Origin of the sequence: Aerococcus sp. 1KP-2016, from assembly GCF_002252085.1 — a bacterium.
Lineage (GTDB): Bacteria > Bacillota > Bacilli > Lactobacillales > Aerococcaceae > Aerococcus.
Genome location: NZ_NEEY01000013.1, coordinates 11,526 through 38,251 on the forward strand (window position 1 = coordinate 11,526; position 26,726 = coordinate 38,251).

General features: G+C 39.6%; 28 protein-coding genes. 4 read left to right on the forward strand and 24 right to left on the reverse strand.

All coding sequences use genetic code 11. The features are described from left to right. Positions 1-5: 5 nt before the first annotated feature. The 15 genes from B9P78_RS04070 to nagA form a co-directional block, all read right to left on the reverse strand. Positions 6-587 carry an imidazoleglycerol-phosphate dehydratase gene (locus tag B9P78_RS04070; protein WP_094518258.1) on the reverse strand — a complete coding sequence of 194 codons (582 nt, stop codon included), beginning with the start codon at positions 585-587 and terminating at the stop codon, positions 6-8. Continuing rightward, a complete protein-coding gene (locus tag B9P78_RS04075) occupies positions 553-1,623 on the reverse strand; it encodes a histidinol-phosphate transaminase (protein ID WP_094518259.1) in 1,071 nt (356 codons plus the stop codon). The genes B9P78_RS04070 and B9P78_RS04075 overlap by 35 nt, the downstream gene beginning before the upstream one ends. After that, complete coding sequence (gene hisD / locus B9P78_RS04080) at positions 1,610-2,878, reverse strand: histidinol dehydrogenase (protein ID WP_233487701.1); 1,269 nt, start codon at positions 2,876-2,878, stop codon at positions 1,610-1,612. The genes B9P78_RS04075 and hisD overlap by 14 nt, the downstream gene beginning before the upstream one ends. Continuing rightward, complete coding sequence (hisG, locus tag B9P78_RS04085) at positions 2,879-3,487, reverse strand: ATP phosphoribosyltransferase (protein ID WP_094518260.1); 609 nt, start codon at positions 3,485-3,487, stop codon at positions 2,879-2,881. Next, the gene (locus tag B9P78_RS04090) at positions 3,484-4,290 is read right to left on the reverse strand and encodes an ATP phosphoribosyltransferase regulatory subunit (protein ID WP_094518261.1); all 807 of its coding nucleotides are present in this window, start codon (positions 4,288-4,290) and stop codon (positions 3,484-3,486) included. The genes hisG and B9P78_RS04090 overlap by 4 nt, the downstream gene beginning before the upstream one ends. 460 nt (positions 4,291-4,750) lie before the next feature. After that, on the reverse strand, positions 4,751-6,070 hold the full coding sequence (locus B9P78_RS04095; RefSeq protein WP_094518262.1) for an MFS transporter: 1,320 nt from the start codon (positions 6,068-6,070) through the stop codon (positions 4,751-4,753). A 550-nt stretch (positions 6,071-6,620) separates the two neighbouring features. Beyond that, positions 6,621-7,571 (reverse strand): ABC transporter ATP-binding protein, encoded by a 951-nt coding sequence (locus tag B9P78_RS04100; RefSeq protein WP_094518263.1) that lies wholly within the window; start codon positions 7,569-7,571, stop codon positions 6,621-6,623. Positions 7,572-7,585: 14 nt separating this feature from the next. Beyond that, on the reverse strand, positions 7,586-8,761 hold the full coding sequence (locus B9P78_RS04105) for an ABC transporter ATP-binding protein (RefSeq protein ID WP_094518264.1): 1,176 nt from the start codon (positions 8,759-8,761) through the stop codon (positions 7,586-7,588). A gap of 34 nt (positions 8,762-8,795) precedes the next feature. Next, a complete protein-coding gene (locus tag B9P78_RS04110) occupies positions 8,796-10,421 on the reverse strand; it encodes an ABC transporter substrate-binding protein (protein ID WP_094518265.1) in 1,626 nt (541 codons plus the stop codon). Positions 10,422-10,449: 28 nt separating this feature from the next. Continuing rightward, positions 10,450-11,394, reverse strand: a complete 945-nt coding sequence (locus tag B9P78_RS04115) for an ABC transporter permease (RefSeq protein WP_094518266.1) — start codon at positions 11,392-11,394, stop codon at positions 10,450-10,452. Positions 11,395-11,439: 45 nt separating this feature from the next. Then, positions 11,440-12,390, reverse strand: coding sequence for an ABC transporter permease (locus tag B9P78_RS04120; protein WP_094518267.1), 951 nt, complete (start codon positions 12,388-12,390; stop codon positions 11,440-11,442). Continuing rightward, complete coding sequence (locus B9P78_RS04125; RefSeq protein WP_094518268.1) at positions 12,383-13,666, reverse strand: M20 family metallopeptidase; 1,284 nt, start codon at positions 13,664-13,666, stop codon at positions 12,383-12,385. The genes B9P78_RS04120 and B9P78_RS04125 overlap by 8 nt, the downstream gene beginning before the upstream one ends. Beyond that, positions 13,638-14,939, reverse strand: a complete 1,302-nt coding sequence (locus B9P78_RS04130; RefSeq protein ID WP_094518269.1) for a M20 family metallopeptidase — start codon at positions 14,937-14,939, stop codon at positions 13,638-13,640. Before B9P78_RS04130 ends, B9P78_RS04125 begins: the two co-directional genes overlap by 29 nt. A gap of 386 nt (positions 14,940-15,325) precedes the next feature. After that, the gene (locus B9P78_RS04135; RefSeq protein WP_094518270.1) at positions 15,326-16,081 is read right to left on the reverse strand and encodes a 2-keto-4-pentenoate hydratase; all 756 of its coding nucleotides are present in this window, start codon (positions 16,079-16,081) and stop codon (positions 15,326-15,328) included. Positions 16,082-16,180: 99 nt separating this feature from the next. Then, positions 16,181-17,335 (reverse strand): N-acetylglucosamine-6-phosphate deacetylase, encoded by a 1,155-nt coding sequence (gene nagA, locus B9P78_RS04140; protein ID WP_094518271.1) that lies wholly within the window; start codon positions 17,333-17,335, stop codon positions 16,181-16,183. A gap of 180 nt (positions 17,336-17,515) precedes the next feature. Here nagA and B9P78_RS04145 point away from each other — a divergent pair, with 180 nt between their 5' ends. Further along, positions 17,516-17,956: a hypothetical protein gene (locus B9P78_RS04145; RefSeq protein ID WP_094518272.1), complete on the forward strand. Its 441-nt coding sequence runs from the start codon at positions 17,516-17,518 to the stop codon at positions 17,954-17,956. 319 nt (positions 17,957-18,275) lie between these two features. Here B9P78_RS04145 and B9P78_RS04150 read toward each other — a convergent pair whose 3' ends face one another. Next, positions 18,276-19,445 (reverse strand): ABC transporter substrate-binding protein, encoded by a 1,170-nt coding sequence (locus B9P78_RS04150; protein WP_094518273.1) that lies wholly within the window; start codon positions 19,443-19,445, stop codon positions 18,276-18,278. A gap of 444 nt (positions 19,446-19,889) precedes the next feature. Between B9P78_RS04150 and B9P78_RS04155 the strand changes: the two genes are divergently transcribed. Continuing rightward, the gene (locus B9P78_RS04155) at positions 19,890-20,186 is read left to right on the forward strand and encodes a YkvA family protein (RefSeq protein ID WP_233487702.1); all 297 of its coding nucleotides are present in this window, start codon (positions 19,890-19,892) and stop codon (positions 20,184-20,186) included. 62 nt (positions 20,187-20,248) lie between these two features. Here the strand turns inward: B9P78_RS04155 and B9P78_RS04160 are convergent, their stop codons facing one another. The 7 genes from B9P78_RS04160 to B9P78_RS04185 all read right to left on the reverse strand — a co-directional run bounded on the left by B9P78_RS04160 (position 20,249) and on the right by B9P78_RS04185 (position 24,202). Continuing rightward, positions 20,249-21,061, reverse strand: coding sequence for a DUF427 domain-containing protein (locus tag B9P78_RS04160; RefSeq protein ID WP_094518274.1), 813 nt, complete (start codon positions 21,059-21,061; stop codon positions 20,249-20,251). 152 nt (positions 21,062-21,213) lie between these two features. Further along, positions 21,214-21,753, reverse strand: a complete 540-nt coding sequence (locus B9P78_RS04165; RefSeq protein ID WP_094518275.1) for an NADPH-dependent F420 reductase — start codon at positions 21,751-21,753, stop codon at positions 21,214-21,216. Beyond that, positions 21,705-21,857, reverse strand: a complete 153-nt coding sequence (locus B9P78_RS09785) for a hypothetical protein (protein ID WP_158520572.1) — start codon at positions 21,855-21,857, stop codon at positions 21,705-21,707. The genes B9P78_RS04165 and B9P78_RS09785 overlap by 49 nt, the downstream gene beginning before the upstream one ends. Position 21,858: 1 nt before the next feature. Continuing rightward, positions 21,859-22,491: an ABC transporter permease gene (locus B9P78_RS04170; protein ID WP_094518276.1), complete on the reverse strand. Its 633-nt coding sequence runs from the start codon at positions 22,489-22,491 to the stop codon at positions 21,859-21,861. Continuing rightward, positions 22,488-23,255: an ABC transporter ATP-binding protein gene (locus B9P78_RS04175; RefSeq protein WP_094518277.1), complete on the reverse strand. Its 768-nt coding sequence runs from the start codon at positions 23,253-23,255 to the stop codon at positions 22,488-22,490. The genes B9P78_RS04170 and B9P78_RS04175 overlap by 4 nt, the downstream gene beginning before the upstream one ends. Beyond that, entirely contained in the window at positions 23,236-23,883 is a 648-nt protein-coding gene (locus B9P78_RS04180) for an ABC transporter permease (RefSeq protein WP_094518278.1), read from the reverse strand. The genes B9P78_RS04175 and B9P78_RS04180 overlap by 20 nt, the downstream gene beginning before the upstream one ends. 1 nt (position 23,884) lies before the next feature. Then, entirely contained in the window at positions 23,885-24,202 is a 318-nt protein-coding gene (locus B9P78_RS04185) for a hypothetical protein (protein WP_094518279.1), read from the reverse strand. A 171-nt stretch (positions 24,203-24,373) separates the two neighbouring features. Here B9P78_RS04185 and B9P78_RS04190 point away from each other — a divergent pair, with 171 nt between their 5' ends. Further along, positions 24,374-25,258, forward strand: coding sequence for a glycine betaine ABC transporter substrate-binding protein (locus tag B9P78_RS04190; RefSeq protein WP_094518280.1), 885 nt, complete (start codon positions 24,374-24,376; stop codon positions 25,256-25,258). 32 nt (positions 25,259-25,290) lie between these two features. Next, a complete protein-coding gene (locus B9P78_RS04195) occupies positions 25,291-25,671 on the forward strand; it encodes a putative quinol monooxygenase (RefSeq protein ID WP_148138574.1) in 381 nt (126 codons plus the stop codon). Between the two features lie 108 nt (positions 25,672-25,779). Here B9P78_RS04195 and B9P78_RS04200 read toward each other — a convergent pair whose 3' ends face one another. Further along, complete coding sequence (locus B9P78_RS04200) at positions 25,780-26,115, reverse strand: helix-turn-helix domain-containing protein (RefSeq protein WP_094518282.1); 336 nt, start codon at positions 26,113-26,115, stop codon at positions 25,780-25,782. Positions 26,116-26,726 lie beyond the last annotated feature (611 nt).

Consider the following 26,726-nt stretch of genomic DNA (forward strand, 5'->3'; position numbering starts at 1 on the left):
AACACCTATTGAATCAGGCCTTTTGTCGATGGTACCCCACCTTCAGTTGGTGCCATGGCAATCGCCAACGCCCGGGCAAAACCTTTAAATATGCCTTCGATTTCATGGTGTGTATTGCCGTTTTTTAGCAAATCAATATGTAAGGTCATCCGGCTATTCATAGCCACCGCATAGAAGAATTCTGCCACCAACTCGGTATCAAAAGTACCTACCTTTTCTTTGGAGAAGGCAGCGTTGAAACTGCATACTGGACGTCCAGATAGATCAAGAACTACCCTGCTCAGGGTTTCATCCATGGGTAGGAAATAAAAGCCATAACGTTCATACGATGGTAGGCTCGTATATAAATCTCGGATAGCCTCACCCAATAAAATACCGATATCCTCTGTTGTATGGTGGTCGTCCACCCACGTATCACCCTTGGCCTCAACATAGAGATTTAAACCTGCATGGAAAGCAAACAAGGTTAACATGTGGTCTAGAAAGCCAACACCTGTATTGATGGTTGTTGGCGCTGCCTCTGGTGTCTCATCTTTTTGACTTAAAGCCAGTTTAATACTGGTTTCTTTCGTTTGCCGTTCTTTCATTGTTAAATTGATCCCTCCATTCTTTGATTGTCGCTGTTAATTGCGGATAATCTTTCTTATCGATAATTGAGAACCGTGCGGCTGTGACGATTCCGTCTGTTTCATAAGTTCGGCCAATATAACCCCTGCCTGTTAGAAATGTAACGAAAGCATCTACATTATCACCATACATAAAGACAAAGTTGGTCTTCGAAGGCACAATATCGATAAGGTCAGCCACTTGATGAAAAGCCTTCGCTAATTGGATTTGTAAATCTTTTTGATAGTCAATCCAGTCATCTAATTTAGCCCTATCTTCAAACAACTTGCTGGCTAGATTAAGGGATAAACTATTCATCGGATAGGGGTGATTAATTTCAACTAACTTGTCATAAACAGCCCCTTCAGCCAAGGCAATACCAACCCTCAAGCCGGCAATACCGTATATCTTAGATAGGGTCCGAATATACACAACATTGCTATTCTTAGGACGATCATAGGTATCCGCAAATTCCACATAGGCTTCGTCAATCACAAATATAATGTCTCTGGCTTGGCAGGCATCTGCGATATTTTGCAAGAATAAACTGGAAAATTGTTGACCTGTTGGGTTATGTGGATTAGAAATGAATAAGATAGACGGCTTATATTGGTCAAGGCCATGAATAATCGCTGACGCTGAAAATGCATAATTTTCGTTTGCTGCAATTGAATGAAACGCATAGCCTAGTTGCTTTGAATAGTCTTCATACATGAAGAAATCTGGTGCATCCGCAAGTACACCACCCTTACCAAATTGAATGATGAGTTTTTGAATCCATTCGTCCGACCCATTCGCCACAGCCACATTTGCTGCATCAAAGCCATTATAGTCAGCATAAGCTTCTTTGAATTTGGCTTCTTGGTCTTCAGGGTATTGATTGTAGGGTGTGTCCAAGACCACTTCAATGATGGCTTGATCGGATAAAGGTCTGATAGGCGAAGTGTTACGGTTCATGATAAATTGCGTGTCATTTACTACACTTGTGATTTGGCTTAAATAATCATTTTTGGTCATATGGTGATTCCGCCTTTCGAATGGCAATGGATGCTTGGTGGGCGAATAAACCCTCTGCTTCAGCAAGTAATTCACCCGCAGTAGCGATTTGATCGTAAGTGGCTTTCTTGATGTTTATGACCGCGTTGGCCGTTCTAAAATCATTGGCTGTTAGGCCCTGACTAAACCTTGCAGTGCCGCCTGTTGGTAATACATGAGACGGTCCTGCTACATAGTCGCCGATTGCTTCCATGGCATAATAGCCTTTAAACACGGCGCCAGCATATTGGACTTGATCAACAATGGCATCCTGGTCGCGGTGTTGGATCGATACATGTTCAGGGGCAATTTGGTTGAGGATAGCAAGCAAATTGCTTCTTGTATCCACGATACTGTAGTGGTTGTCGGTAATGGATTGTTCAATAATTTCGTATCTGCTTTGTAGTGGTAACAGTTCTTTGATGCGGGCTGTAATTTTATCAGCGAAGCTTTGGGTCTCGCATAATAAATAGGTTTTGGCAGCTTGGTCATGTTCGGCTTGGGCAAAGATGTCGTATACGATAGCGTCTACAGGAATTGAGTCGTCAACGTATAGAAGAATTTCGCTTGGACCGGCAATCGCATCGATGGCAACATCTCCGTTGACTAATCGTTTGGCCATTGCTACATAGGCATTACCAGGGCCACAAATCATGTCGACTTGAGGAATGGTCTCAGTCCCGTAAGCCATTGCTGCGATGGCTTGGGCACCACCGATTGCAAAGACGTTGTCGGTCACGCCACATAGATATAGGGCTGCGAAGGTAATGGACGTTTCAGCAAATACGGGTGTCGTCACCACAAAATTAGTTACGCCCGCGACTATAGCTGGCACAATCGTCATCAAAACGGTTGACGGATACAAAGCTTGCCCCCCTGGTATATAGAAACCTGCCACTTCTAGTGGATGATAGACATAGGAGATTTCCTCGCCAATCATGTCCTGATAGAGGAGCGCTTGTTCATAGGCTTCAATACGCGCCTTGGTTGTTTGCAGACTCTTTTGCAGTGCTGGACTTAGTGCGTCCCAAGAAGCTTTCAAGCGCTCAGGAGATACGTTGAATGCCGCCGCATTTGTAGCCGTTTGTCCGTCGAAGCGATTGGTGTAATCGACCAAGGCTGTATCCCCTTGATTGCGGACATCATTGATGATATTTTGTACTGCGAGCATGCGCTCTACATCTAAGCCCGCAGCTTTTTGTTCTTTGATAATTGCACGAAAACTTGCAACGTCCACTTACACCACTCCTATCTCTTGCATGAATTGATAAATACCTTCTTCTTTAATGTAGAATGATTGTTTATTGGCAATCAGCCTGGCCTGAACCGGTAAAATCGTTTTGTACTCGCGTAAATCATTCTCCTTAAGTGTTGTTCCTGTCTGCACAATATCTACAATCGCATCTGACAAACCAAGAATTGGGGCTAATTCAACCGAACCATTTAAGAAGACGATGTCAACATCTTGCTTGTTTTGATTGAAGTATTGACGGGTCAAATTAGGAAAAGACGTGGCGACTATTTTGATGTCTGATTCATCCAGAGCACTTGGTCCCGCAATCGCTAGCCGACACTGACCAAAGGGTAATTCCGAAACATTTAAGACGTTATAGGTTCTTTCCGTAATTGTATCTGAACCGACAACGCCCAGATCGGCTACACCTTGTTCAACATAAGTTGGCACGTCCTTACCCTTTGCGAAGATAAATTTAACGTTACCCACTACGCGAAACAAGTCGCGGCCCCCTTCTTGTAAGGCATCGGCATATCCTGCTAAGTCTTTATCTGCCAAGAAGGCATTAAAAGCCTTGTAGACGCGACCTTTTGCTAAGGCAATCGTAATCATAGAAATCCTCCTTTTGATAAATTTAAACCGATACCGAACCAACCGGATGCATATTGGCCACCCGAGAAGACGGGTTTCGCATTATTTTCTAAAAATGCTTGGAAATAAAAGCCATTATAATAAGCTTGGGGAGACCGAAACGATAAATCTAAGATTATTTTCGTAGGTCGATTGACTAAGCGTTTTTGTAGTAGATGGACAACTTCCATCGCTTTGCTATCACCAAAATCTTGGTTAACAAGTTCATATTGTTGTGACACCGGTAAAGTCATTAATTTGTAGAAATAATGATCTCGCCCTAAGACATTGGCCAATGCTGATAGATTCTTTTCAACAACATAGGCCTTGATTTCTTGGCTAAAAGCAAATTTTTCAATATACATATCCAAGAGATCTTCATTGTTGACAACGACGATGTTAAAAGGTCTTTCACTCATGCGCTCCACAAAATCTAAGTGCAATTCAATGGTTGCTGCCATTTGTGCTGAACTCGGATGTACCAATTCAACGCCCGCCTGATAGGACGATTCATGGTTACGAATCATGGGTCCGTAGTAGCCAAAGTTATCTTGGTCTAAGTGATAGGCTTTCTTGTAGTTCAAGATAGACCGAGTCCAGTCTGAACGGATGGCATAAATTTGATCATCTTTTTCAAAGACAATATTTTGCGGATAATCAGCTTTATTTTCCGTATTGAAAGGTTCCACCATGTTGAGGTCTATCAGTTGAAAACCAGCAGCCGAAACTGTTTCTAGATATTCTTTGGCTAAACTTATACGTTGCAGCACATTGGAAGTGGCCATGTTGTTCCTCCTTTATAAATCCCGTTTTCTAATAATTAATAAAAAAAACGCCCTTAATCCATGACTGGACTAAGGACGTCTGAACGTGTTCCCACCTTAATTTGTTACAAGTTCACACTTGCAACCTCATTGAGTCTGCACCTATAGTGCAACTCTGGCGATATCGGCACCACCGGACTGATCGTCAATGTATAAAGCTGTGTCTTCATAGGGGCTAATATCTGTTCGCAGCAACCACAGACTCTCTCGAATTGAATACCCTATCTCTTTGTCTTTAATTTTCATTTATGAATATTTGATTAAATTTATATTAGAATGTACCGCAATAATTGTCAAGGAAAATATCGGTAAATTTTAATAAAAAATAACCTTTCGTGTTTAGCGCACGAAAAGGCTACTTATAAATTATAGAACGTTGGCTATTGCATGTTGAAAAATTTCATTGAGGTGGAAAAATTTCTTATGCGTTTTTACGTTCTGCAATTTTTAATTGAATTTCTGCCATTTTTTCTTTATTTAATGGGTAGCGCGTCATTAAGAACATAGCAATGATAGAAATGACAATTGGCAATATTACCAATAATGTAGTAGCTGCTGAGAATAATCCATCTGATAATGGTTCGTCTGGTCCAGGGTAAGCATCTTTAAAGCCAATTCCAATCATCAACCATCCAATCATGATTGGCGCTAATGATGTTGAAATTGAGTCAGTTAATGAGAATACTGTACCGATCAAATCAGAAACGAAACGACCTGATTTAGCTGTTTCATAGTCTGAAATATCAGCACCCATCGTTGCTACAGATAAAATTAACAATGCTAATGAAGCCATATATGCATTTTTTAATGAAGTACGAGAAGCAAGTATTGAGAAAGCTGCAACTAATAACAAGTTAGGAATAATTTGAATTAAACCTAATGTGCCAGAAATCCCGTAGTTACCCAACACGATACCAAAGATTAAGACTAAGAAGACTTGGTCACCGATAGCTGTAGACAAGAATTTTACTAAAGCTGATGTTAAAGCTAGAATTTGTAAAGGACGGTTTCCTTTAACAACTGACCAGTAATCTTTAACTGATTTCGTTTCAACTGAATTTTCACCCAAGCCAAAGTATTCTTTGTTGACCTTACGCGCAATACCAATCATAGCTAAGATTGTTAATACAAATGAAAGGATTACAAGTCCTGTAATAAATTCTCCGAAGAATGCTGCGTTGAATTCACCACCATGACGCGGTGCTAACCAGTTAGCAACAATCATTTGACCAATTGAGAAAATCCCAATTGAAGAAAAAATTGTATCATAAGTTGAGAATAAAGGACGTTGTTTAGGGTTATTTGTTAGAACGGGTTGTGCTGCCTTCGTTACTGTTTGTTGGAAAGAATACACAATTTTATGGAAGATCAATGCGATAAAGTAAATCGCAAATTTCATCCCTCCATCAAATAAGTGGGTTGAGAATAGTAATGCAAATGATAAAGCCAAACCAATATTTGCGATGAGCATAATTGGACGGAAGCGGCCCCATTTAGTATCAACGTGGTCCATGATTACCCCAATCATAGGGTCAATCAAACCATCGAAAAGTCGTGATGCACCTAATAAAGACGCAACAGTTAGTGTGGCAAAACCTACAACACCGGTAGCGTAATAAGTTAAGAAACCGAAAGCAAATAAGTATAGATTTGAAGCAGAGTTGTTCAGTGAGAATAAAGCAATTTCCCATTGTTTTGCATTATGGTATTGCTCAATTGGTGCATTTACATTTTGTGCCATTTTCTTTCCCCCATCTATTGAAAGAGATCATACATCACCAACAATATTGCTTCGCGAAAGCAAGAAATTCGAACGCGCAACTTATGTAAACGATTTCAATTTTTAGCTAAAAAAATAATTCGCAACATTCGAACTTTCAATATGGTCATTATACGAATAAAAGAAAACGTTTATAACCTTTATTTATAAAAGGTAGTGAAGTTTTTCACATGTTTTAGCAAGTGCAACATTTTATTGCAGAAAGCGTTATTTTATGGTGAAACGCCAATTTTCTTTGTGAGATAGAAAACTTGATTCTTCGCGAAATTTCATCCCCATTTCAAGAATATCTCTCAATTATTGTGCAATTTTTGCCATCCCACTAAATAAATAATAATTGTATTTATATTTCGATCCAACTTTAATCCCGCCTAAATCATACCCATCCAACCCTTATTTTTAGGCATTTCTATGCATTGTCTTCTTGCAAAAAAGTCAAATCATCCTAATATTTCAAACAAAAAAACTCCGTCACCTAATGGGGGCGGAGGTAAAAATGAGCTGTTTTAAATTATACTAAACTGAAGACTGCATCTGCTTTTCTTTCATAATCTGCGACTTCACTTGGATGACAATACACAAAATGATCAGGTGCGATTTCCACTAAACTACATTCTGCAAATTCTGCTTCTGTATAGTTTAAACCATCAAAATGGATACGACGACGTACACGTTCTGATTCTGGATCAGCTGTTGGAATAGCTGATAGCAATGATTTTGTATAGTCATGTAAAGGGTTGTTGTAGATTTCATCAGAAGGTGCTAATTCAACCAATCGACCTTGACTCATCACTCCAATACGGTCTGAAATGTATTTCACCATTGATAAATCATGCGTGATGAATAAGTACGTTAAATCATTTGTCTTCTTCAATTCACGCAATAAGTTTACGATTTGGGCTTGGATAGACACATCTAAAGCTGAAATTGCTTCATCTGCAATAATTAATTGTGGTTGTAATGCTAGCGCACGGGCAATACCTACCCGTTGACATTGACCCCCAGAAAACTCACGTGCATAGCGGTTAGCGTACGCTGGATCTAAGCCAACTTGTTCCATTAAGTCATATACGGCTGCGTCTTGCTCAGCTTGGCTTTTCACCATACCATGAATACGCATTGGCCCGCCGATAATCTCTTTTACGGTCATACGTGGATTTAGTGAAGCATACGGATCTTGAAAAATCATTTGAATATTCTTACGGAAGGCAAGTAAGTCCTTACGACCTTTAATTGAGGCAACGTCTTGACCCATGAAGGTGATTTTACCTTCAGTAATGTCTTCTAAGCCCATCAATAATTTACCAGTAGTTGATTTACCTGAACCAGATTCACCAACTAAGCCAAAAGTTTCACCCTTTTTGATGGTAAAAGAAACGTCATTAACGGCAACCACTTGTTCATTACGGTTTTGCTTATAAATTTTTTGAACGCGTTCGACTTTTACAATGTTTTCAGTCATAACAAAACCCCCTTCTATACTTCTAGATATTCAACTGCAGCTACGGAATCATCAAATGTTTTCGGTCCAAATTCGTCAGCGGATTCAAAGGCTGCGATAGCCACCTCACCGTAGTCCGCTGTTGACGCCCCCTTATCACGACCCATCAAACGATCATAGACAACATAACGTGCTTGAATGTCTAATGGTGGCGTAATTTTTGGCGAACGATCATCTAATAACCACGTTGCAGCTGAATGGGTTTCTGTCACTCTAAACATTGGTGGTTCGGTTACAAAATCAATCCCTAATGCAAAAGGATTTCTTGGTGCAAACGGATCGCCAGGTTTCAAATTAGACATGTTTGGTGGGTTACCAGGGATAGTATACAATTGATCATCATCTGTTGATAAAGTTGGTGTTGCTTCTAATAATCCCCAAGTATATGGATGTTGTGGATGGTAGAAAACTTCATTTGTAGTCCCTGTTTCAACGACACGACCAGCATACATGACTGCTACACGATCCGCAACGTTGGCTACAACCCCTAAATCATGAGTGATAAAAATTACAGAGGTTTCAAATTCATCTTTTAGTTCATTAATCAATTCAATAATACGCGCCTGAACGGATACATCCAGTGCAGTTGTTGGCTCATCGGCAATTAGAATCTTAGGTTTACATGCAAGTGCCATAGCAATCATGATCCGTTGACGCATACCACCTGAAAATTGGTGTGGATAATGATAGGCTTTTTTCGCTGCATCTTTAATTTCTACTTTTTCCATCAATTTAATAGCACGAGCCATGGCAGTCTTCTTGTCCAAACGTGTATGGGCCATAATTGCTTCCGCAATTTGCATGCCAACCGTCATAACTGGATTCAATGAAGTCATTGGATCTTGGAAAATCATGGCTATTTCTGAGCCTCGAACCTTAGTTAGTTCCTTATTGCTGGCTTTCAATAAATCTTTGCCATTAAAAAGAATTTCACCGTCTTCAATATTAGTAAGACGTTGTGGTAATAAACCTGTAATTGCTTTTGTAGATACTGATTTCCCTGAACCAGATTCCCCAACAATGGCAAGTGTTTCTCCTTTTTTCAAGGAGAAAGACACGTCGCGAATTGCTTGGACATTACCCTCTAAGGTTTTAAATGAGATTTTCAAGTGGTTGACTTCTAAAATGTTTTTTTCTTTGATCAATTTCATTGTCGTCAAATCCTTTCCGTTTCCCTTAGGCGGGTTAGTAGGCATTGTTTAATGTCCAGTCTTGTGCATCTGTTAATGAACCAAACCAGAATGGTGTAATACCGCCATCTAATTGTTTGCTTTCAATAATAAATTGATAATCTGAGTAAAGTGGCACTAAGTAAGCTTGTTCTTGGAATCGTTGTTGAATTTCTTGGTATACAACATAACGATCTTCAAAGCTTGTTAAGGTAGAACCTTTGGTAATCAATTCATCTAAAGTTGGATCATCAATATTTAAGGTATTTGAACCTGTCGATGCCCAATATGATGATTGGTCAGGGTCAACATTTAAGGCTTGTCCCATCATTGCAAGATCATAATCACCAGCTGCTACATTTGCTGCATGCGTCGTAAAGTCAGCTGAAGTTTGAACGATATCTAAACCGATTGCTTCTAAGTCTTGTTCAATTAAGTTAGCAGCATTCATACGCGTAACGTTACCAGTTGGTACGGCCAATTTGATTGTTTGACTAGTATCAAAACCTGATTCCTCAAGTAATTTTTTGGCTTCTTCGGGATCATAAGCAACCGGTGCTAAATCTGGATCTTTATAAGGACTAACAGAGGTATACGTTGTAGGTATTACTTCTCCTTCACCTTGTAGCAAACCATCTGCCATACGATCTCGATTAATTGCCATCACTAAGGCGCGTCTGAATGTTGCATTGTCAAATTTTTCATTATTAATGTTCATAAACTGAACAGATGTACCATAATTTGACTCCACATGAATATCTTCGTTTTCTTGTAAGAATTTCACATCTGAAATTGGAATTAAAGCAATACCACCACCAGCAGTCATGTCTAACTCGGCTGCTTGTAAGGCAATTACCATCCCTGTAGAATCCATGATATGAACAATTACATTAGGGATTTTTGGTTGACCTTTGTGGTATGTTTCATTAGCTACAAGTTTTACATAAGAACCACTTGCATATTCAACAAATTTATATGGTCCTGCAGCAACCGTTGGTGAAGTCGCAAATGCAGAAGAACCCAAGTTATAGATGTCTTCTTTTTCAACGACATGTTTCGGTGCTAACATCAATTTGAAACCAATATTTTCATAAACGTATGCCGGATCCATTGGCGTTTTCAAGGTAATCGTCAATGTTTTGTCATCGATTACTTTCACACCAGAGATAGTTTCCGCACCTTCTTCTAATTTCCCTGATCCATCCAAACCTTGAATCGCTTTGATTAATGAACCAGATGAAGTTTCGATATCTGGATTGGCAATAATACTAAAGTTATAAGCTATATCATCAGCAGTGAATGGTACGCCATCTGACCAAGTAACATCATCGCCCACTGTAATCGTATAAGTTTGATTGTCTTCAGTCGTCATAGTCGCAATATTTGGTTCAAAAACACCTGCTTCAGGTTGATCTAACATTGAAGGGTACATAAAACGTTGAATCCATTGTCCCGCAACGTCGGTTGTATTGAATACATTAAATCCTGAAATCGTATTTGTAGTCCCAATATCAAGGGTCGTATCTGTTTTAGATACTTCTTGCGCATTGGCAGTGCCTGTTGTTTCTATAGAATTACTTGCGCCACACCCTGCAAGGGCAAGCGTTGCTACAGTCAATAAAGCTAGTAGTTTTTCTTTCATTAGTCTTCCTCCGCTCTCCCTAATTAGGTTAGATTTCACCTTCCACTGCACCACGTAAACCTTCACCAATGAAGTTAATTGAAAGAACTGCTAAGAAGATGGCAATGCCAACTGGTACCCAACGCCATGGTTGCATGGTTAGTACGGATAAGGATTGCGCTGCTGTCAGCAAGTTCCCCCAAGATGAAGTTGGTGGTACAACACCTACACCAAGGAAAGATAGAGAAGCTTCTGTAATAATTGAAGTAGAAATACCAAAAGTCATGTTTACTAAGATTAGTGATAAAATATTTGGCACGATTTGTTTGAAAGCAATGTTCCATGTTGAGTAACCTGATGCTACGGCAGCCTGAATATAATCTGCCTCACGCAATTTCATTACTTCAGCCCGAACCAGGCGACATAGTGGCGCCCAACCAAACAAACCAATTACGATGGTTACATTCCAGATAGATGGGCCAAGAATACCTACGACCACTAATACTACTAAGAAATAAGGGAATGACATGATGACTTCGGTTAATCGCATAATCACGAAATCCCAAACCCCACCCAAGAAACCTGAAATTAGGCCTAAAGTTGTGCCGATTGCACCGTAAATTAATACTGAGGTAATCCCAACAAACATAGAAACTTGACCACCATATAGAACCCGAGAAAATACATCACGACCGATTTCGTCGGTGCCCAGCCAATGTGCCATTGTAGGTGCTTGTAGGAAATCACCTACAATTTCATCCGGATTATAAGGGGCAATTACATTTGCGAAAGCTGTTGCTGCTAATAAAATTGCAAAACATACTAAACCAAAAATCGCAGCTTTGTTACGGGCAAATCGTTTGAAAATGACTGCCCAGTAACCCGCTTCTTTCTTCTCTGAAGTTGCTTTTAAACTTGCTTCCTCCACTAAATGTTGCTCAATAAAGTCTTGTGAATCCGTATAAACAACTTTGAATAAATTATCTTCAGCCATATAACCCCTCCTAAATACTTGCCTCGTCTTGTGTCAAATCATTTTTTATTCGTAACGGATACGTGGATCCACATAAGCGTAAGAAACATCAACCAATAAATTACACGCTAGCACTGCGAATGCTGAGAACAAGATGATTGCCATAATCACAGGATAGTCACGTGCGTTAATAGAAGCCATCATTAATGAACCAATACCAGGCCAACGGAATACTTGTTCCGTTACTACTGCGCCCCCAATTAGACGAGGAATATCTGAACCAATTACGGTTAAGATTGGTACTAAAGCATTTGGCAAGGTATGATCATTGATAATTTTTTCATCAGTCAAACCTTTAGCAACTGCTGTACGTACATAGTTTTGTTCATTAATCCCAATAATCGTTGAACGTACATATCGGGTCATATTGGCACAGTAAGCAGTACCTAATACAATTGAAGGTAATACATAGTAAGAAATACTTTGCCAGAAGTCCATTTCACCAGACAAGTTTTCACGTCCACCAATTGGGAACCAGCCTAACTCAACTGAGAAGAAGTAAATAACTAACATTCCTAAGAAGAAGTTTGGAATGGAAACACCTGCAAATGAGAAGGTAGTGATTAAGTTGTCAATCCAAGTGTTTTTGTGGTTTGCTGCATAAATCCCTAAAGGAATCGCTACGATGTAAGCTACAACCAAAGTTGTTAACATCAATTGAACTGTTGGTGTCAATGCTTGGCCAACTAATCCAACAACACTTGTACGTGTTCTAAATGAAAAACCTAAATCGCCTGTGACTAAGTTCCCTAACCAACGTAGATATTGCACTACGATTGAATCATTCAAACCTAAACTTTCTCGAATCATTGCGATTTGTTCCGGCGTGGAATCAGGTGATTGGTATAAATCAGCAATATCACCTGGCGCCATTTGTACCATTACAAAGGCCAAAATCGAGATTACAAAAAGTACTGGAATAATTACCAAAAGCCGTTTACCGATATATTTAATCATGTGGCACCACCTTTAAATGTTTGCTTAGAACAACGAGAAACAATTTCATTGCGGATAAAATGCCCGCTTCATTAGCGACAAAGTGGCTGTTGTGTAAGGGATACGTTGCTACTGGTACATCACTTGCGTCAGGTCCAACCCCTACTGTGAAATAAGCGCCGGGTACTTTTTGCAAGTAGTAAGCAAAGTCTTCACCATTCATCATGGCACCATTTGCAGCGTTACTTTCAATCGTTTGAGTGAAGACACCGGATGCTTCAATTGCTACTAGTGAAGCTTCGACAACTGATTTGGTATTCACAATTGCTGGATAGCCGTCGTGGTAATCGACACTGGCTTCTGCGCCATTCATAATGGCTGTCATTTTCGCAATTTCAATTAAATGTACTTTGACCTTTTCCCGACCCTTAGCGGATGATGATCGAACTGTACCCACGATACGGGCAGTATCGGCAATTATATTCGTTGCACCGCCACCAGCATCGACAGAGGAAACTGTCACTACCATTGGATCCATTGGGTTGGATAATCGTGAAACGAGGGTTTGTAAGTTGGTAATGGTTTCGGCTGCCACAACTACTGAATCGACCGTAGTATGTGGTGATGAAGCATGTCCACCAGAACCTTGTATATCAATCACAAAAGTATCTGAAGCTGCTGAACCATACTTCAAGGAATAACCAACAGTACCGACTGCTTGGCTAGGATTCACGTGGATACCGAAGACTAAGTCTGCGTCATCTAGATGCCCTGCTTCGACAATTGATTTGGCTCCACCCGGTTTCACTTCTTCTGCATGTTGGAAAATCAAGATGACCGTTCCAGCAAAATCAGCACGGTTGGCTTGTAAAACTTGTGCCACCCCTAGTAAAGCTGCGGTATGGATATCGTGGCCACAGGCATGCATGACACCGGGCGTTTCTGATTTGAAAGCTAAGTCAGTTTCTTCATCAATAGGTAGTGCATCCATATCAGCACGTAAGGCAATGGTTGGTCCAGGAGCAGCACCGTGAATCTTAGCGACGATACCATAACCTGAACCGACATTACGTTGGATGTCGAATATTTTGGCACTTAGTAGTTCTAAGTATACGAAGTTAGCCGTTGCCTTTTCTTCGAAGGATAATTCTGGATGTCGATGAAGATGTCTTCTGATGGTAATTGTTTCTTCTTCTAAACTTGCTGCATGGTCTAACCATTTTGCTAAAATAGCACTTACTTTTTCATCTGTAACGCTTGCTATAGCATCACTTATGGCTCTTTCCGTTTGTAACATACGCGCCAACCTCACTTTCTACTAAATAATGACTCATCAAGGTTAATGTTGTTTCAACACCTAACATGAGTACCTGCTGGTCGATTTCAAATTTTGGATGATGATGCGGGTAATTCTCACCTTTCGGATATGCTCCAGCAGGTAAGTAATAGAAGGATCCTGGAATCTTTTCTACATAGAAAGCAAAATCTTCACCACCCATGCTAGCTGGGGTTTCTTTCAGATGGTCTTTTCCAAATCTTTCAGCAAAGACTTCAACCGTAGTCTGTGTTTCAGCTGGATGGTTGTAAAGGGCTGGATAGCCATCAATAAAATCTACTTCGGCTACGGCACCATGGGCTTGAGCGATATCTTCCGTTAATGAAATCAAATCTTGTTTCGCACGAGCGCGTAAGGCTGGATTATAAGAACGAATGGTCCCATTGATTTGGGCTAAATCACTGATGACATTAGCAGCACCAGAACCAGCATGGAAATTCCCAATTGTTAATACGCCAGCGTCCATTGGGTTCTTATGACGACTCATAACAGATTGTAGTTGTTGAACGATATAGGCTGTAACTAAGGTGGCATCCACCGCTCTATGTGGTGCTGCAGCATGACCACCTTTGCCATGTACTTTGATGTAGAAAGTATCAGAATTTGCTGTTGCTAAACCATAGCGGTAATTAATATGACCGTTATATTGTTCATGACCTGAAACGTGAAGACCAAATATTTTATCTACGTCATCTAAAGCACCTGAGGCAACGACTGAGCGTGCGCCACCAGGCTTAACTTCTTCTGCATGTTGGAAGAGGAAGACGATGGTTCCTTTGATGTCAACGCCTGACTCAATGAAATATTTAGCTGTGGTAAGTAAGATACTTGTATGCGCATCGTGACCACAAGCATGCATAACGCCTTCTACGAGTGATTTATATGGCAAATCCGTTTCTTCATTAATCGGTAAAGCATCCATATCTGCTCTAAAAGCAATTGTTGGACCAGGTTGGCTACCAACATAACGTGCGATAATTGACCCACCGCCAACTTCAGTTTCGATATCTGTGTAACCGAAGTCTCTCAGCTGTTGGGCTATAAACTTACGCGTATTATATTCTTGGAAGGATAATTCCGGGTGTTTGTGTAAATGTTCAAAAGTTGTAACTGCATAATCTTCATACTCAAGGTATGCGCCATCGAGTAGTGGTGACGTGTTAATAGTCGCTAGGTCTGTATGTGCTTCATAATCGTTTACATGATGACTTGAATCCCTATTAATATTCTCCATAATCTTTCACCTCTATAAATTATCCTGATAAAGTTGGCATCCTAGCCATACACACCATGTTAGGTTTAATGACATTTTGTGGTATGTATGTTAGGTTTTTTATTTGTGATTAGATTATATTGGTGATTTTTTAGATGTGCAAGCATTATTTTTAACCATTTTCTTAGAGTAATCTCATGTTATTGGTATATAGCCTTTTCTAAATGTAAAAATAATTATCAATATTCCTTGCTACAATTTCACGGTAAAATATGATAGCGTTTACACGTTATAAAACATGACATCGAATTTTACAAATACGAACAATTAAATGAGAAAAAAGGCATAAAACGACGCCTCATGTGAGGTCGTTTTATGCCTTTTTCAATTATTTGATTCATAAAACACTACAATGTTACTTTCAGTGAAACCGTGCCAATGCCTTCGAAGCTACCAATATATTCACCCACTTCAATCGGTGAAGGTGTGTTCACTGATCCAGAGGCTACAAATTGGCCTGCTGATAATTTTCGCCCACGAGCTTCCAACGTTTTCGCTAACCACTTCACGGTATTTGCAGGATGTCCTAGAACCTTATCCGTCGTACCTTCTTTGTAACCTTCGCCATTAAAGGTCACTTTACCGTATATACCATCAATATCCGCATAGCTTGCTTTGGCCGGTTCACCTATACATACTGCACCTACAGCACCAGCATCGGCCACAAAAGCAGTCAATGGAATGCCACCAAACCAGTTGTGATAACGACCATCCGGCAATTCGAACCCAGGGGCTACATGACATTTTGCCATAATTGTTTCAACATCATCATCACCGTTGATATCTTCATCCGCAATAAAGATCACTTCGAATTCCAGAGCTGGGGCAATATAATCCGACAGTGATATGCTTGTTTTCACTGTTTTGTTTGTCATTACACCATATATGGGTTGATCAGTGTCATATTTAGCCTGTAAAGCCTGAGCCGCTAAACCAATCTTGTAGCCTTGCACCAATTCGCCATCTGCTTCACGTAAGGATACTACCACGTCCTGTACCGCATATGCTTGGTCGGTATTTTCCAGCGGATATTCCTCGGCTGAGATTGCACGAACCTTTTTATAGGCTTTAAAAAGCGCTTGTCCTGTTGATTCTACTGTCATCGTTTGCACCCCTTGATCTTTTTTTCAAGGATAACATGACAAAATAAACATCTCAAGACTTTTCTCATTATATTTTAATATTTAAGTTTTAAAATAGAACTAACGCTCGTAAACTGCTTGTCCGGCCATATATGTCGTTTGTAAATCAAGATTTTCGTCAATGACGATAAAATCAGCTACACGCCCCGCTTCGATCGTACCCACTTGATCACCCACACCAATTGATTCTGCTGGCACTTGTGTTGCCATACGAACCGCTATCTCTAGAGGCGCAATGCCCCAGTTCACAACATTCTTCACAGCTGTCATCAAGTCTAACACTGACCCCGCTAGATTACCTGAAATCAATCGAGCCGCGCCATCCTTAACGATTACTGGGAATTCACCCAATTTATATTCACCCTCTGGCATACCTCCAGCCGACATAGAATCGGTGATTAAAATTGTCTTTTCCCAGCCCTTTGCTTTAATTAAAGCCTTGGCAGCACCCGGATGAACATGTAGGCCATCACAAATCACTTCTGCATATGCATCAGAAGCCATTGCAGCCCCTACCATACCTGGAGCACGGTGCAATAAACCTGACATGCCATTATAGGTATGAACGAAGGTTGAGGCACCAGCATCGACAACCTCAAGAGCTTCTTCATATGTTGCTGACGAATGGCCCAATGCCACTTGAACGCCAGATGCTGTTACCATGCGCGTAAATTCGGCGGCACCATCACGTTCTGGTGCGATTGCTATTTTCTTAATTAAGCCATTAGATGCAGCTTGCCATTTTTTAAATTGTTTTAAATCAGGATCACCCATATATGCTGGGTTTTGTGCACCCTTATGTTCTTCAGTAAACCAAGGACCCTCGAAGAAGATCCCCAAAATGCGAGCACCTTCTACTTCTTGATAATGTGCCCCAATTTTTGCAGCCACTTCTTCTAATAAATCAGCGGCTGAGGTTAATGTAGTCGGTAAAAATGAAGTCACACCGGTAGTAACCAAACCCTTGGACATTGTCTTCACAGATTCAAAGTCATTATCCATGACATCCGCACCATGGAAACCATGAATATGCGTATCCACCAAACCTGGCGCAATCGTTTTAGCAGTATAGTCGATAATTTCCCCTAACAGCGGTTTTTCAATCGATGCATAACCAAACTTACCATCCATAATTTCAAGATAGGCGTTCTCAAGTACCTCATCCGCTAGAATAATGCGGTCTGCATATACATAATATTTATTTACATTTGCCATAATTTACGTCCTCTCAATTCAATCATTCACATGATATATTCCCTATTTATTATACGTCAATTGGGACGGAACATCCCAATGAATCCCTAAAATCTTTGGAGAAGCTCAGAGATTTCATGCAATCATCCCGTGCACATTTGTTATAATATGGACAAGAAACTTATTCAATGGAGGCAAATCATGACATTTTTGAAAAAAGTATGCATCGCGGTAATTTTCACTGTGTTCCTAGCTGCTTGCGGCCTTTCACAAACACAACTGCAGGACAAGTCCTGGACAGTGACAGCACCCTACGCGGATACGAATTTGATGTTCGATGCTACGTTTGATGACGCTAACATGACCCTTAAGCTTGTAGATACAGGGTATGATGAAGATGATTTAAAAGCTACCGTCATGCAACAAATGATGGACCAATTTGATTTAGTTTGGGCGTATACCCTAGACGGCGACCAATTGACCTTGGTGAATCCAGATATGGATTTTGATTACACCTATACGTTAACAAAACAAGGTGATGGATCATACAAATTAATAGAGAATGATCTCGCTGAAGATGGCACCGCTAGTCTCTTTAATGAAGCAATTTTACAAGAAGTACCTGCAGGCACAAGTAATTAAGATAGATCAAAGAGGCTCGGACAAAGTGCCTCTAAAAAGGCGTACACCATTCTTTATAAGAGTTGTGTACGCCTTTTACTTTGGAAAAATTATTATAAATTTTGATTGAAATATATCATGGGAACAGGTTAAAGGACTGAAAGTGTCGTTCCTTAGCCGTGAAAGAGGGTGAAGTCGAGAGCTTGGCTCGATTTCAAATTGAAAGACCTTGGCTTTCAATGGTCCCACGACTCACAAGGAATGTACACTGTAAGGACGAAAAATCTATGATTTTAATCTTTTGTCCCAGCCTCTTTCCAATTGAATAGATACGTAACGATTATTCAGCTGATACTGGCTCAACTGAAGAGATTTCACCATCTTGGTAACCTACTACAAATGAATCCATCACTGGATTGTGATCTTCATCAAATGAGATGTTACCTGTTACACCTGCAAAGTCAGTTGTTGTTTCTAATGCATCGCGGATTGCTTCTGGGTCTGTTGAACCAGCGCGTTCGATTGCATCTGCTGCGATCATTGCTGCGTCATAACCACCTGCTGAGAATAAGTCAGCTTCTTTACCAAATTCAGCTTCATAGCGTTCTGCGAATTCGTTAGCTGCATCTGTACCGTATTCACCTGTTACAAAGATTGTAGCGTAGTAGAAGTCTGTAACATTTTCTGCACCGGCTAATTTAACGAACTCGTCATTACCTAAACCATTAGGACCAAGGATAGCGGCGTCAATACCCATTTCGCGGGCTTGTTTCACGATTGCGCCACCTTCAGGGTAGTAACCAGCGATGAATAATACATCCGGATCTTGGGCTTTGATGTTTGATAGGATTGAGTTGAAGTCAGTGTCACCAGAGATGAATGATTCTTTGGCCACAACTTCACCTGAGAAATCTTCTTCGAATTGAGTTGCTAAGTTTTGCCCGTAGTCAGATGAGTTATCTTGTAATACTGCAGCTGTAGTCCATCCTTTATTATCCGCAAAGGCACCTAAGGCTTTTGTTTGGTTAGAGATTTGGAAGGCAATTTGGAAGATGTAATCAAATACATTACCTGATGAATCCAAGGTTAAATCATCAACGGTTGCTGAAGGGATAATCATAGGTACTTTCGCATTTTGGGCTGGTTGAATCGATGCTTCAGTTGATGCTGCGATATCAGAAGATAATAGGACTGACAAGTTTTCGTCTTCTAATAAACGTGTTGCTTCATTCGCTGCTTCTTGCACATTTGATTTATTGTCGGTCGATACGTAGTTAATTTGTTTACCATTGATACCACCTGCTGCATTAATTTCATTGAATGCCAATGTAGCACCATCGTTAATGTAAGAACCATAGGCAGAGGCACTACCTGTTAAGGCAAAGTTCCCCCCGATATTAATTGTATCGCTTTCCGCTGCATCTGATGAGCTAGTTGTTGATGTGACAGATCCACACGCTGCTAAAGTAACTACTGACGCTAATGATAATAATAATTTCTTGAATTTCATTTTTTTCCTCCAAATTAAACCCGAATGCAACAAACCAACCTTGATTGAAAAACTCAATCGTCCATAGACACGAAAAAAGCCTCCCACGCGAATGGGAGGCTTAAGTCCCATTCAGTTTTTACAAACACAAATAGGACATATGAAATTAGTAGCTAATTTCTTAAGTCCTAGAGTCAATAATAATAATGACGATATTCATATTATTTTGTGTTTGCATGAACATTATGAGATTCCTCTTTCGTTTTCTAATATGAATCTAATTTAACCTATTTCTAACATGATTGCAAGTGGAAAATGATAATTTTATGATAAAATATCTATTATTTTCAAAAATACAAATCCTGATAGCAAATTTTAAAAATAACAAACTTTCGATATAAATACTACTAAAGTCGGATACGCAAAATCCTTTTTGCCTATAAGATATACACATGAGGAAGGGTGATGAAAATGAAACAAACATCCAAAATGAATATTCGCACGTTTATCAAAGCGTTGTTTAATAAAGAAACACCAACATACATTAAAGCTATTTCAGGTATGGCACTTTTGTATACCATCTTCCCTGCTGACGTCTTACCAGATATCTTCGGACCACTAGGTTTCGTTGATGATGCAGCTGTGATTGGTATCCTGACCACAGTCGCAATGACCTTATTAGAAAACCACAATCAAACAAAACCTGCAGCATCTGAAGTGAATACAAACACTGACTTCGATCCTGACAAGGTAATCAACTAAACAATAAAAAAATCAGGTTGGCATATATGACGCTGACCTGATTTTTATTTGATATAGCTAAATTATTTAGTGCCCTCTTTGAGAGAATTTTGCACAACATCGGTATGGGGTAAGCGTGCTTTTGAATGTAGGTTCCATTTTTCGCCGTTAATTATGACAGCTTCCACTTGTTCATTGTAGAAACTTAGTAAATGACGAATTTCATGTACTTCTGGATTGGCTTCTAAATAGCCCCACACAACATCTTTGTGTACCTGCCCATTAATATCAACATCCCAGTAACTTGCATAGCCTTTATAGGGACAGTGCGAGTGGGTTTCAGAGGGCACGAGTAGGTCCATCTTGATATCCTCTACGGGTAAGTAATAACGCGGTGTTAACCCTGTCTCGTAGAGTATGACAGGACGATGACGATCCGCAACGATTTCCCCGTCAATTATGACTTGAATATGACGTGTACTTGGGATGGCATCTAGTCGCGAATATGGATCACGCGCATGGACAAAGACCTCTTCCTCTTCTTCATACCACGCATCGGATTTCTTCCAAACAAAGGTAATCATATCTTTGATACGAGTGGCATTTGCTGGTGGATTTGGATAACTGATTGCTGCATTTTCGATGAGCTGATCGCCTACCACTACAGTCCAGTAAGAAGCAGTTCCTTTTATCGCACATTGTGTTTCTTGGCTTGCAGGTACTAAATAATCTGTTCGGACATCATCACTGGGAAAATAATATACAGGTACACGTCCTCTTTCGTGAACAATTAATGCTTCCTTGGTATCTGCAATTGTTTGTCCGTTAAATTTCACGCTAATACGTCTAGGTGATGGATCTATCAAGATGGACACTCGATTTGAATCATTTAGCATTTGTTTTCCCCTTATAGCTGTTGGTCATCTAGTCTTTTCTTACATACTATTCCCCTCTAAAGTCGCCTAGTCAAACCTAACGCAATACCATAAAAAAAGACCACATACCCTTTTCAGGATACATGGCCACTCAACTTATATTGTTGATTGAATTATTTTAAAATACCGAAGCCGCCGTCCCAAGTGATTTTTTCAGCTGCTGCTAGAGTGATTTGTAAGAGACCAAACGCTTCTAATTCACGTGCACGTTTCAATTCACCAGCATCGATAACACCAACGCCAGAACAATCAAATGCAGCTGTGAAAGTTGCTTTTGCATCAGCATCACCTGCTACTAAAACTGTAGTAGGAACAGTGTCAGCAACTTTTTTAGTTGATAAAGTGCCACCGAAAGTAGTATTGAAAGCTTTGATAACTTTAGCATCTGCTACTTTGTCTTGGATTACTTGTGCTGCTGAAGAATCTGCAGGTACAACTAAACCATCGAAAGTTTCGAAGTTAACTGGGTTTGTAATATCAACGATTACTTTACCAGCAAATTCTCCTTCGCATTTTTCTAAGATTGAGTCAACAACTGGGTACATTACTGCTAAAACGACGATGTCGCCTAATTCTTTCTTGTCATCTTGTGAACCAATGTAAGTTACTCGGTTACCAGCTTCTTCAAACAATCCACCGATTGCAGTACCCATGTTACCTTGACCAAAGACCAACCGTCTTTAACGGCTGGTTTAGCAACCTCGGTCACTACTAATTTGTCTGGGCCCCCAGCTTCATATACAACTGCTGCTTTCATCTTACCCCTCCAACTCTAATTTTCTAACGGCAAAGTTTTCTACTAACTGTAATATCCAGTTGACGAAGACACATAACAGCATGGTCAAGCCAGCACCCCACAGCATGGTTTCAATGCTTTGGGTACGCAGACCATCGAATAATATCGTACCTAATCCACCTGCATTAATGGTTGATGCAATCGTTGCAATCCCAATAATAGACGTCATAGCTAGGCGAATCCCCGAAAAGATTGACTTCGTTGCCAAAGGTAATTGGATTTTTAAGAATACTTGCTTATCTGTCATCCCCATCGCTCTCGCTGATTCGATAATTAATGGATCAATTTGGCGTAACCCTGTCGTAAAGGTCCGCAATAAGACATACTCACTGTATAAGGTTAGGACAATTACCGCAGACGTTGTACCCAAGCCAGTTAATGGAATTAATAAGGCAAAAAAGGCATAACTTGGCACAGAATATAAAGCCGAGAAGAAATAAATTAAGCCATCCAACCACTTATCCTTATTAATACACGTATAAATAATGACCATTGCTAGGACTAAAGCTAAGACTAAGGAAATGCTCACCAATTGCAAATGATCTAACGTCGCATTAATTAACCTGCTATGGTAATAATTCCAATATTCTATCATCGTAACGCCCCCCACAAGGCTCCTTCTTCATATACCGTATCCAACAACTCTTGTACAAATGGTGTTTTCGGTGCTCTTACGATATTTTCTGGCGTATCATATTGACTAATTTTACCGCCATCCATGATCATCACCTTGTCACCTAAGTAAAAGGCTTCGTTAATATCATGTGTGACAAATAGGAAGGTTTTACCGGCTAGCTCTTGGTGAATCGCTTTGATTTGTTTTTGCAATTCTTTACGCGTAATCGCATCTACAGCACCAAATGGTTCATCAAGTAACATAATTTGCGGATTAGCAGCCAAAGCACGGGCAACCCCAACACGTTGTTGTTGTCCACCAGATAATTGTCTTGGGTACCGTTGGCCATACTCCTCATAAGGTAACTTGACCATGTCCATCAATTCTTTCACCCGGTCTAAAATATCATCCTTGTTCCATTCCAGTAGTTCAGGTACAGTAGCAATATTCTTTTCGATGGTCATATGCGGGAAAAGGCCGATTTGTTGAACTACATAACCAATGTGACGGCGCAATTCGGTCAAATCAATCGCATGAATATCTTGCCCGTTTACTTCAATACTGCCCGCATCTGGTTCAACCAAACGATTGATCATTTTAAGGCTTGTTGTTTTACCCGAACCTGAAGAACCTAGAATCGTGATAAACTCACCGGCCTCAACATCAAAATTAAGGTCCTCAAGGATGGTTTTCGACCCATATTTCTTCGCAACATTTTTAAATTTAATAACTGAATTCGACACTGTTTTCAGACACCTTTCTAATAGCACAATCTAGGATAAACATACTCAATAAGGATAAAATCGTAACGGTTCCGCCACCAATGACTAAAAGATCCATACGGTATAAACCAAGACCTGTAAAAATCAAGGTGCCAAGACCACCCGCTCCAATGTAGGTTGCCAAGGTTGCACTGGCAATAATTTCAACTAAAGATAGCTTAATGCCATTCAAAATAAAAGGCATGGCTAAGGGGAACTCAATTCGTTTCATTAACTGCTTCTCGTTCATCCCCAAACCACTGGCAACCTCTTTGGTAACCGCTGGGATTTCTTTAAACCCAAGAATAGTATTCACTAAAATAGGTGGTACCCCAAGGAATACTAAGGCAATTAAGGCAGGTAATTCACCCACCCCAATCAAAGGAATTAAGATAAACAAAATCGCTAAACTAGGAATTATCCTAAGTAATTGAGACGTTGTCGTAAAAAATTCAGCCAATTTTTCATGCTTATAGCTGATATAACCTAGGGGAACCCCAATTAAAATTGCAAATGCTAAAGCAATCAAACTTAGCCGTAAATGTTGAATCAAGTATTCGACATACTGACCCCCATTTTCATTAAAATATAAGATAATATCCTCAATCAAACTAAATCCCTCCAAAAAGTTCATGTGCTGCGGACCAATAATCCAGGTTCGTTATAATCTTGTTCAATTCTAATGCTCTCGCCGTTAATTCAAACAAAGTACCGTGTTCCGTTCGTACTTTCTGCAACAAACGGTCATTATACATCTCCCAGACTTTAGTGGTTAAGCTGGCTCTGTTTAGCGCATCTTTTCCTTGTCCAAAAATAATGCATAATGCATTCATTGAAATCGGTATATTATTATTTTCGTTCATATGTTTTATAATTGCAATTTTTATGGGATGATTTACCATTGAAAAAAATATCTCTAAAGAATCCATGAGCAAACACCTCTCCTTATCCTATATTATATGGAGAATATGCCCAAATAAATAGTAGGCACCTTTTTATTAGATAGTTACCAAAAGGTAAGTGACTTATAAAAAAGTATTTACTTTCTTTCTATATAGGAAACATATACAATAAGTTCAGAAAGAGGAGGTTTTTTTATCATGAAGAAAAGGAATTTACTAACTATTTTCGCAGCAATTGTTGCTTTAGTATTAGCTGGTTGTTCATCGGGTGCTTCAAGCGAACCAATCAAAATCGGCTCTAAAGATTTTACAGAAAGTTTAATCATCAGTGAAATCTATGCAGTAGCTTTAGAGGATCAAGGATTAACTGTAGAACGCGTACCAAACATCGCAAGTTCAGTTATCCCCGAATCAATCGAAAATGGTGAAATTGACTTGTACCCAGAATATACTGGTACAGCCTTATTAACAATTTTTGAATTACCATTAGAAACTGACCCAGATAAAGTTGCTGAAACTGTACGTGCTGCTTATGAAGAAGGTGGCGAATTAACTACCCTTGATTACGCACCTGCAAACGACTCAGCTGGTCTTGCAATCAAAACGAGTGTATCTGAAGAATTAGGTATTACAACAATTAGTGACTTACAAGAAAAAGCTGATCAAATTCGTTTTGCCTCTCAAGGTGAGTTTGACCAACGTGAAGATGGTCTTCCTGGTTTAACAGAAGCTTACGGTCCATTTAACTTCAAATCTTCAACTGTTTATGACAATAGCTTGAAATACCAAGTATTGTTAAACGATGAAGCTGATGCAACACCAGCTTACACAACTGAAGGTCAATTATCTAACAAAGAAGAATTTGTAACATTAGAAGACGACAAAAACTTCTGGCCTCCATACAACGTTATGCCCGTAGTTCGTCAAGAAGTCTTAGACGCTAACCCAGAAATCGCCGAAACAATCAACAATATCAACAAAGACTTAACTACTGAAAAAGTAATTGAGTTGAACGCTAAAGTAGATATCGATGGTGAAGACTACGTTAAAGTTGCAAAAGACTACTTCGAGTCGTTGCAATAAGTAAGTAACAAAATTTAAAATAAACAAAGCTGATGTTTCAGTACACAGCTATGGAGGAAAATAGGTCAAACAGTATTTTATATATCGTAGAAGTAGCGCTAGCTGAAGGCCAAGAACAAGCTGAACGTGATTTAGCTGAAGTAATGGTTGCAGCAACATCAAACGAAGCTGGCACATTAAATTACCACTGGGCAATTAATGGTAATACCTTACAAACACTAGAACATTTTGAAAGCAACGACGCTACTTTGATCCATTTAAATAATTTCAGCGAGAACTTTGCTGAGGCATTTATGGCTTTAGGTACAGTTACAGCATGTACTGTATACGGAAATCCAAATGAACCCGTACGTGCCATCTTAGATGGATTTGGTTCTAAATATATGAAATCTGTTGCAACATACACTCGTTAATTTATACAAACTTATTGATACGAAAAAGATCCAGTAGCGTCTTAGTGTGCTACTGGATCTTTTTGTTTCATTCATTCATTTATTTATTTATTTATTTATTATATAGACTTAGGCTTCCATCAAATTTTCTTGAATATAGTTGGTACCCCAATCACTCATTGCATCAATGATTGGACGTAATGAATCGCCTAATTCACTCAAAGAATATTCTACTTTTGGTGGCACAACAGGATACGCCTTACGAATGATAATGCCATCTTGCTCCATCTTACGTAGATTTTCTGTTAAGACTTTTTGGCTAATACCATCTATCGCTTTATGCAACTCATTAAAACGTTTTGTACCTTTTAATAATTCGCGCATAATTAATAATTTCCACTTATTCCCAATCAAATCAACGGTTGTTGCAACGGGGCAAAATGGCAATTCTTCTTTACTTAACATCCAATCCCTCACTTCTTTTTCCTTAGTTTCTAAAAGTACGTTACTTACTAATGGTGATATACCAACCAAATATATACTTCAACCAAAAGCGTTTTTTACAGTGATTTTATTTCAACTCAAAAAAACATGGCTAGTAATCGCGTACGATACTTTTGGGGTTTACATGTTGTGACTTATATATCTGGATAAGTCACACTGGCGAACACTAAGTGACTTATTTGTTTAGATAAGTCTCACATGCGCTATATTTATGATTTATTCTGCTGGATAGGTCACACTGAGGGATCTCGTGACTTATTTGCTTTTATAAGTCACACCCCTGCCAATTTTGTGACTTATTTCCCTTCAATAAGTCACGCCACTATATAAAAACTGAACACTACGGTGGCTGACGGACGTTCAACTATACACTCGCAAATCTGCTAGCTACATGTATCATTAAAATAGCTTTTGCTTTGAAAAATTTTAACGGGTTAAAAGTAAAGAGGCTGGGACAAAAGGTCTCTCAAAAAAATACACGCCCAAAACTATGAACTTTTTTGTTCAGTAGTGGGCGTGTATTTTTCTATATCTTTATAAAAATAAACGAAAGTGGGGCTACTTTTTTCGCA

Excerpts from the sequence above, each read along its gene's own strand:
- B9P78_RS04110 (WP_094518265.1), bottom strand. The coding sequence starts at position 10,421 with ATGAAAGAAAAACTACTAGCTTTATTGACTGTAGCAACGCTTGCCCTT.
- hisG (WP_094518260.1), bottom strand. The coding sequence starts at position 3,487 with ATGATTACGATTGCCTTAGCAAAAGGTCGCGTCTACAAGGCTTTTAAT.
- B9P78_RS04105 (WP_094518264.1), bottom strand. The coding sequence starts at position 8,761 with ATGAAATTGATCAAAGAAAAAAACATTTTAGAAGTCAACCACTTGAAA.
- B9P78_RS04120 (WP_094518267.1), bottom strand. The coding sequence starts at position 12,390 with ATGATTAAATATATCGGTAAACGGCTTTTGGTAATTATTCCAGTACTT.
- B9P78_RS04150 (WP_094518273.1), bottom strand. The coding sequence starts at position 19,445 with ATGAAATTCAAGAAATTATTATTATCATTAGCGTCAGTAGTTACTTTA.
- B9P78_RS04170 (WP_094518276.1), bottom strand. The coding sequence starts at position 22,491 with ATGATAGAATATTGGAATTATTACCATAGCAGGTTAATTAATGCGACG.
- B9P78_RS04195 (WP_148138574.1), top strand. The coding sequence starts at position 25,291 with ATGTTTCAGTACACAGCTATGGAGGAAAATAGGTCAAACAGTATTTTA.
- B9P78_RS04155 (WP_233487702.1), top strand. The coding sequence starts at position 19,890 with ATGAAAATGAAACAAACATCCAAAATGAATATTCGCACGTTTATCAAA.
- B9P78_RS04095 (WP_094518262.1), bottom strand. The coding sequence starts at position 6,070 with ATGGCACAAAATGTAAATGCACCAATTGAGCAATACCATAATGCAAAA.
- B9P78_RS04125 (WP_094518268.1), bottom strand. The coding sequence starts at position 13,666 with ATGTTACAAACGGAAAGAGCCATAAGTGATGCTATAGCAAGCGTTACA.
- B9P78_RS04090 (WP_094518261.1), bottom strand. The coding sequence starts at position 4,290 with ATGGCCACTTCCAATGTGCTGCAACGTATAAGTTTAGCCAAAGAATAT.
- B9P78_RS04135 (WP_094518270.1), bottom strand. The coding sequence starts at position 16,081 with ATGACAGTAGAATCAACAGGACAAGCGCTTTTTAAAGCCTATAAAAAG.
- B9P78_RS04200 (WP_094518282.1), bottom strand. The coding sequence starts at position 26,115 with ATGTTAAGTAAAGAAGAATTGCCATTTTGCCCCGTTGCAACAACCGTT.
- B9P78_RS04165 (WP_094518275.1), bottom strand. The coding sequence starts at position 21,753 with ATGGGTACTGCAATCGGTGGATTGTTTGAAGAAGCTGGTAACCGAGTA.
- B9P78_RS04160 (WP_094518274.1), bottom strand. The coding sequence starts at position 21,061 with ATGCTAAATGATTCAAATCGAGTGTCCATCTTGATAGATCCATCACCT.
- B9P78_RS04115 (WP_094518266.1), bottom strand. The coding sequence starts at position 11,394 with ATGGCTGAAGATAATTTATTCAAAGTTGTTTATACGGATTCACAAGAC.
- nagA (WP_094518271.1), bottom strand. The coding sequence starts at position 17,335 with ATGGCAAATGTAAATAAATATTATGTATATGCAGACCGCATTATTCTA.
- B9P78_RS04190 (WP_094518280.1), top strand. The coding sequence starts at position 24,374 with ATGAAGAAAAGGAATTTACTAACTATTTTCGCAGCAATTGTTGCTTTA.
- B9P78_RS04185 (WP_094518279.1), bottom strand. The coding sequence starts at position 24,202 with ATGGATTCTTTAGAGATATTTTTTTCAATGGTAAATCATCCCATAAAA.
- B9P78_RS04075 (WP_094518259.1), bottom strand. The coding sequence starts at position 1,623 with ATGACCAAAAATGATTATTTAAGCCAAATCACAAGTGTAGTAAATGAC.
- B9P78_RS04145 (WP_094518272.1), top strand. The coding sequence starts at position 17,516 with ATGACATTTTTGAAAAAAGTATGCATCGCGGTAATTTTCACTGTGTTC.
- B9P78_RS04100 (WP_094518263.1), bottom strand. The coding sequence starts at position 7,571 with ATGACTGAAAACATTGTAAAAGTCGAACGCGTTCAAAAAATTTATAAG.
- B9P78_RS04130 (WP_094518269.1), bottom strand. The coding sequence starts at position 14,939 with ATGGAGAATATTAATAGGGATTCAAGTCATCATGTAAACGATTATGAA.
- B9P78_RS04070 (WP_094518258.1), bottom strand. The coding sequence starts at position 587 with ATGAAAGAACGGCAAACGAAAGAAACCAGTATTAAACTGGCTTTAAGT.
- B9P78_RS09785 (WP_158520572.1), bottom strand. The coding sequence starts at position 21,857 with ATGAAAGCAGCAGTTGTATATGAAGCTGGGGGCCCAGACAAATTAGTA.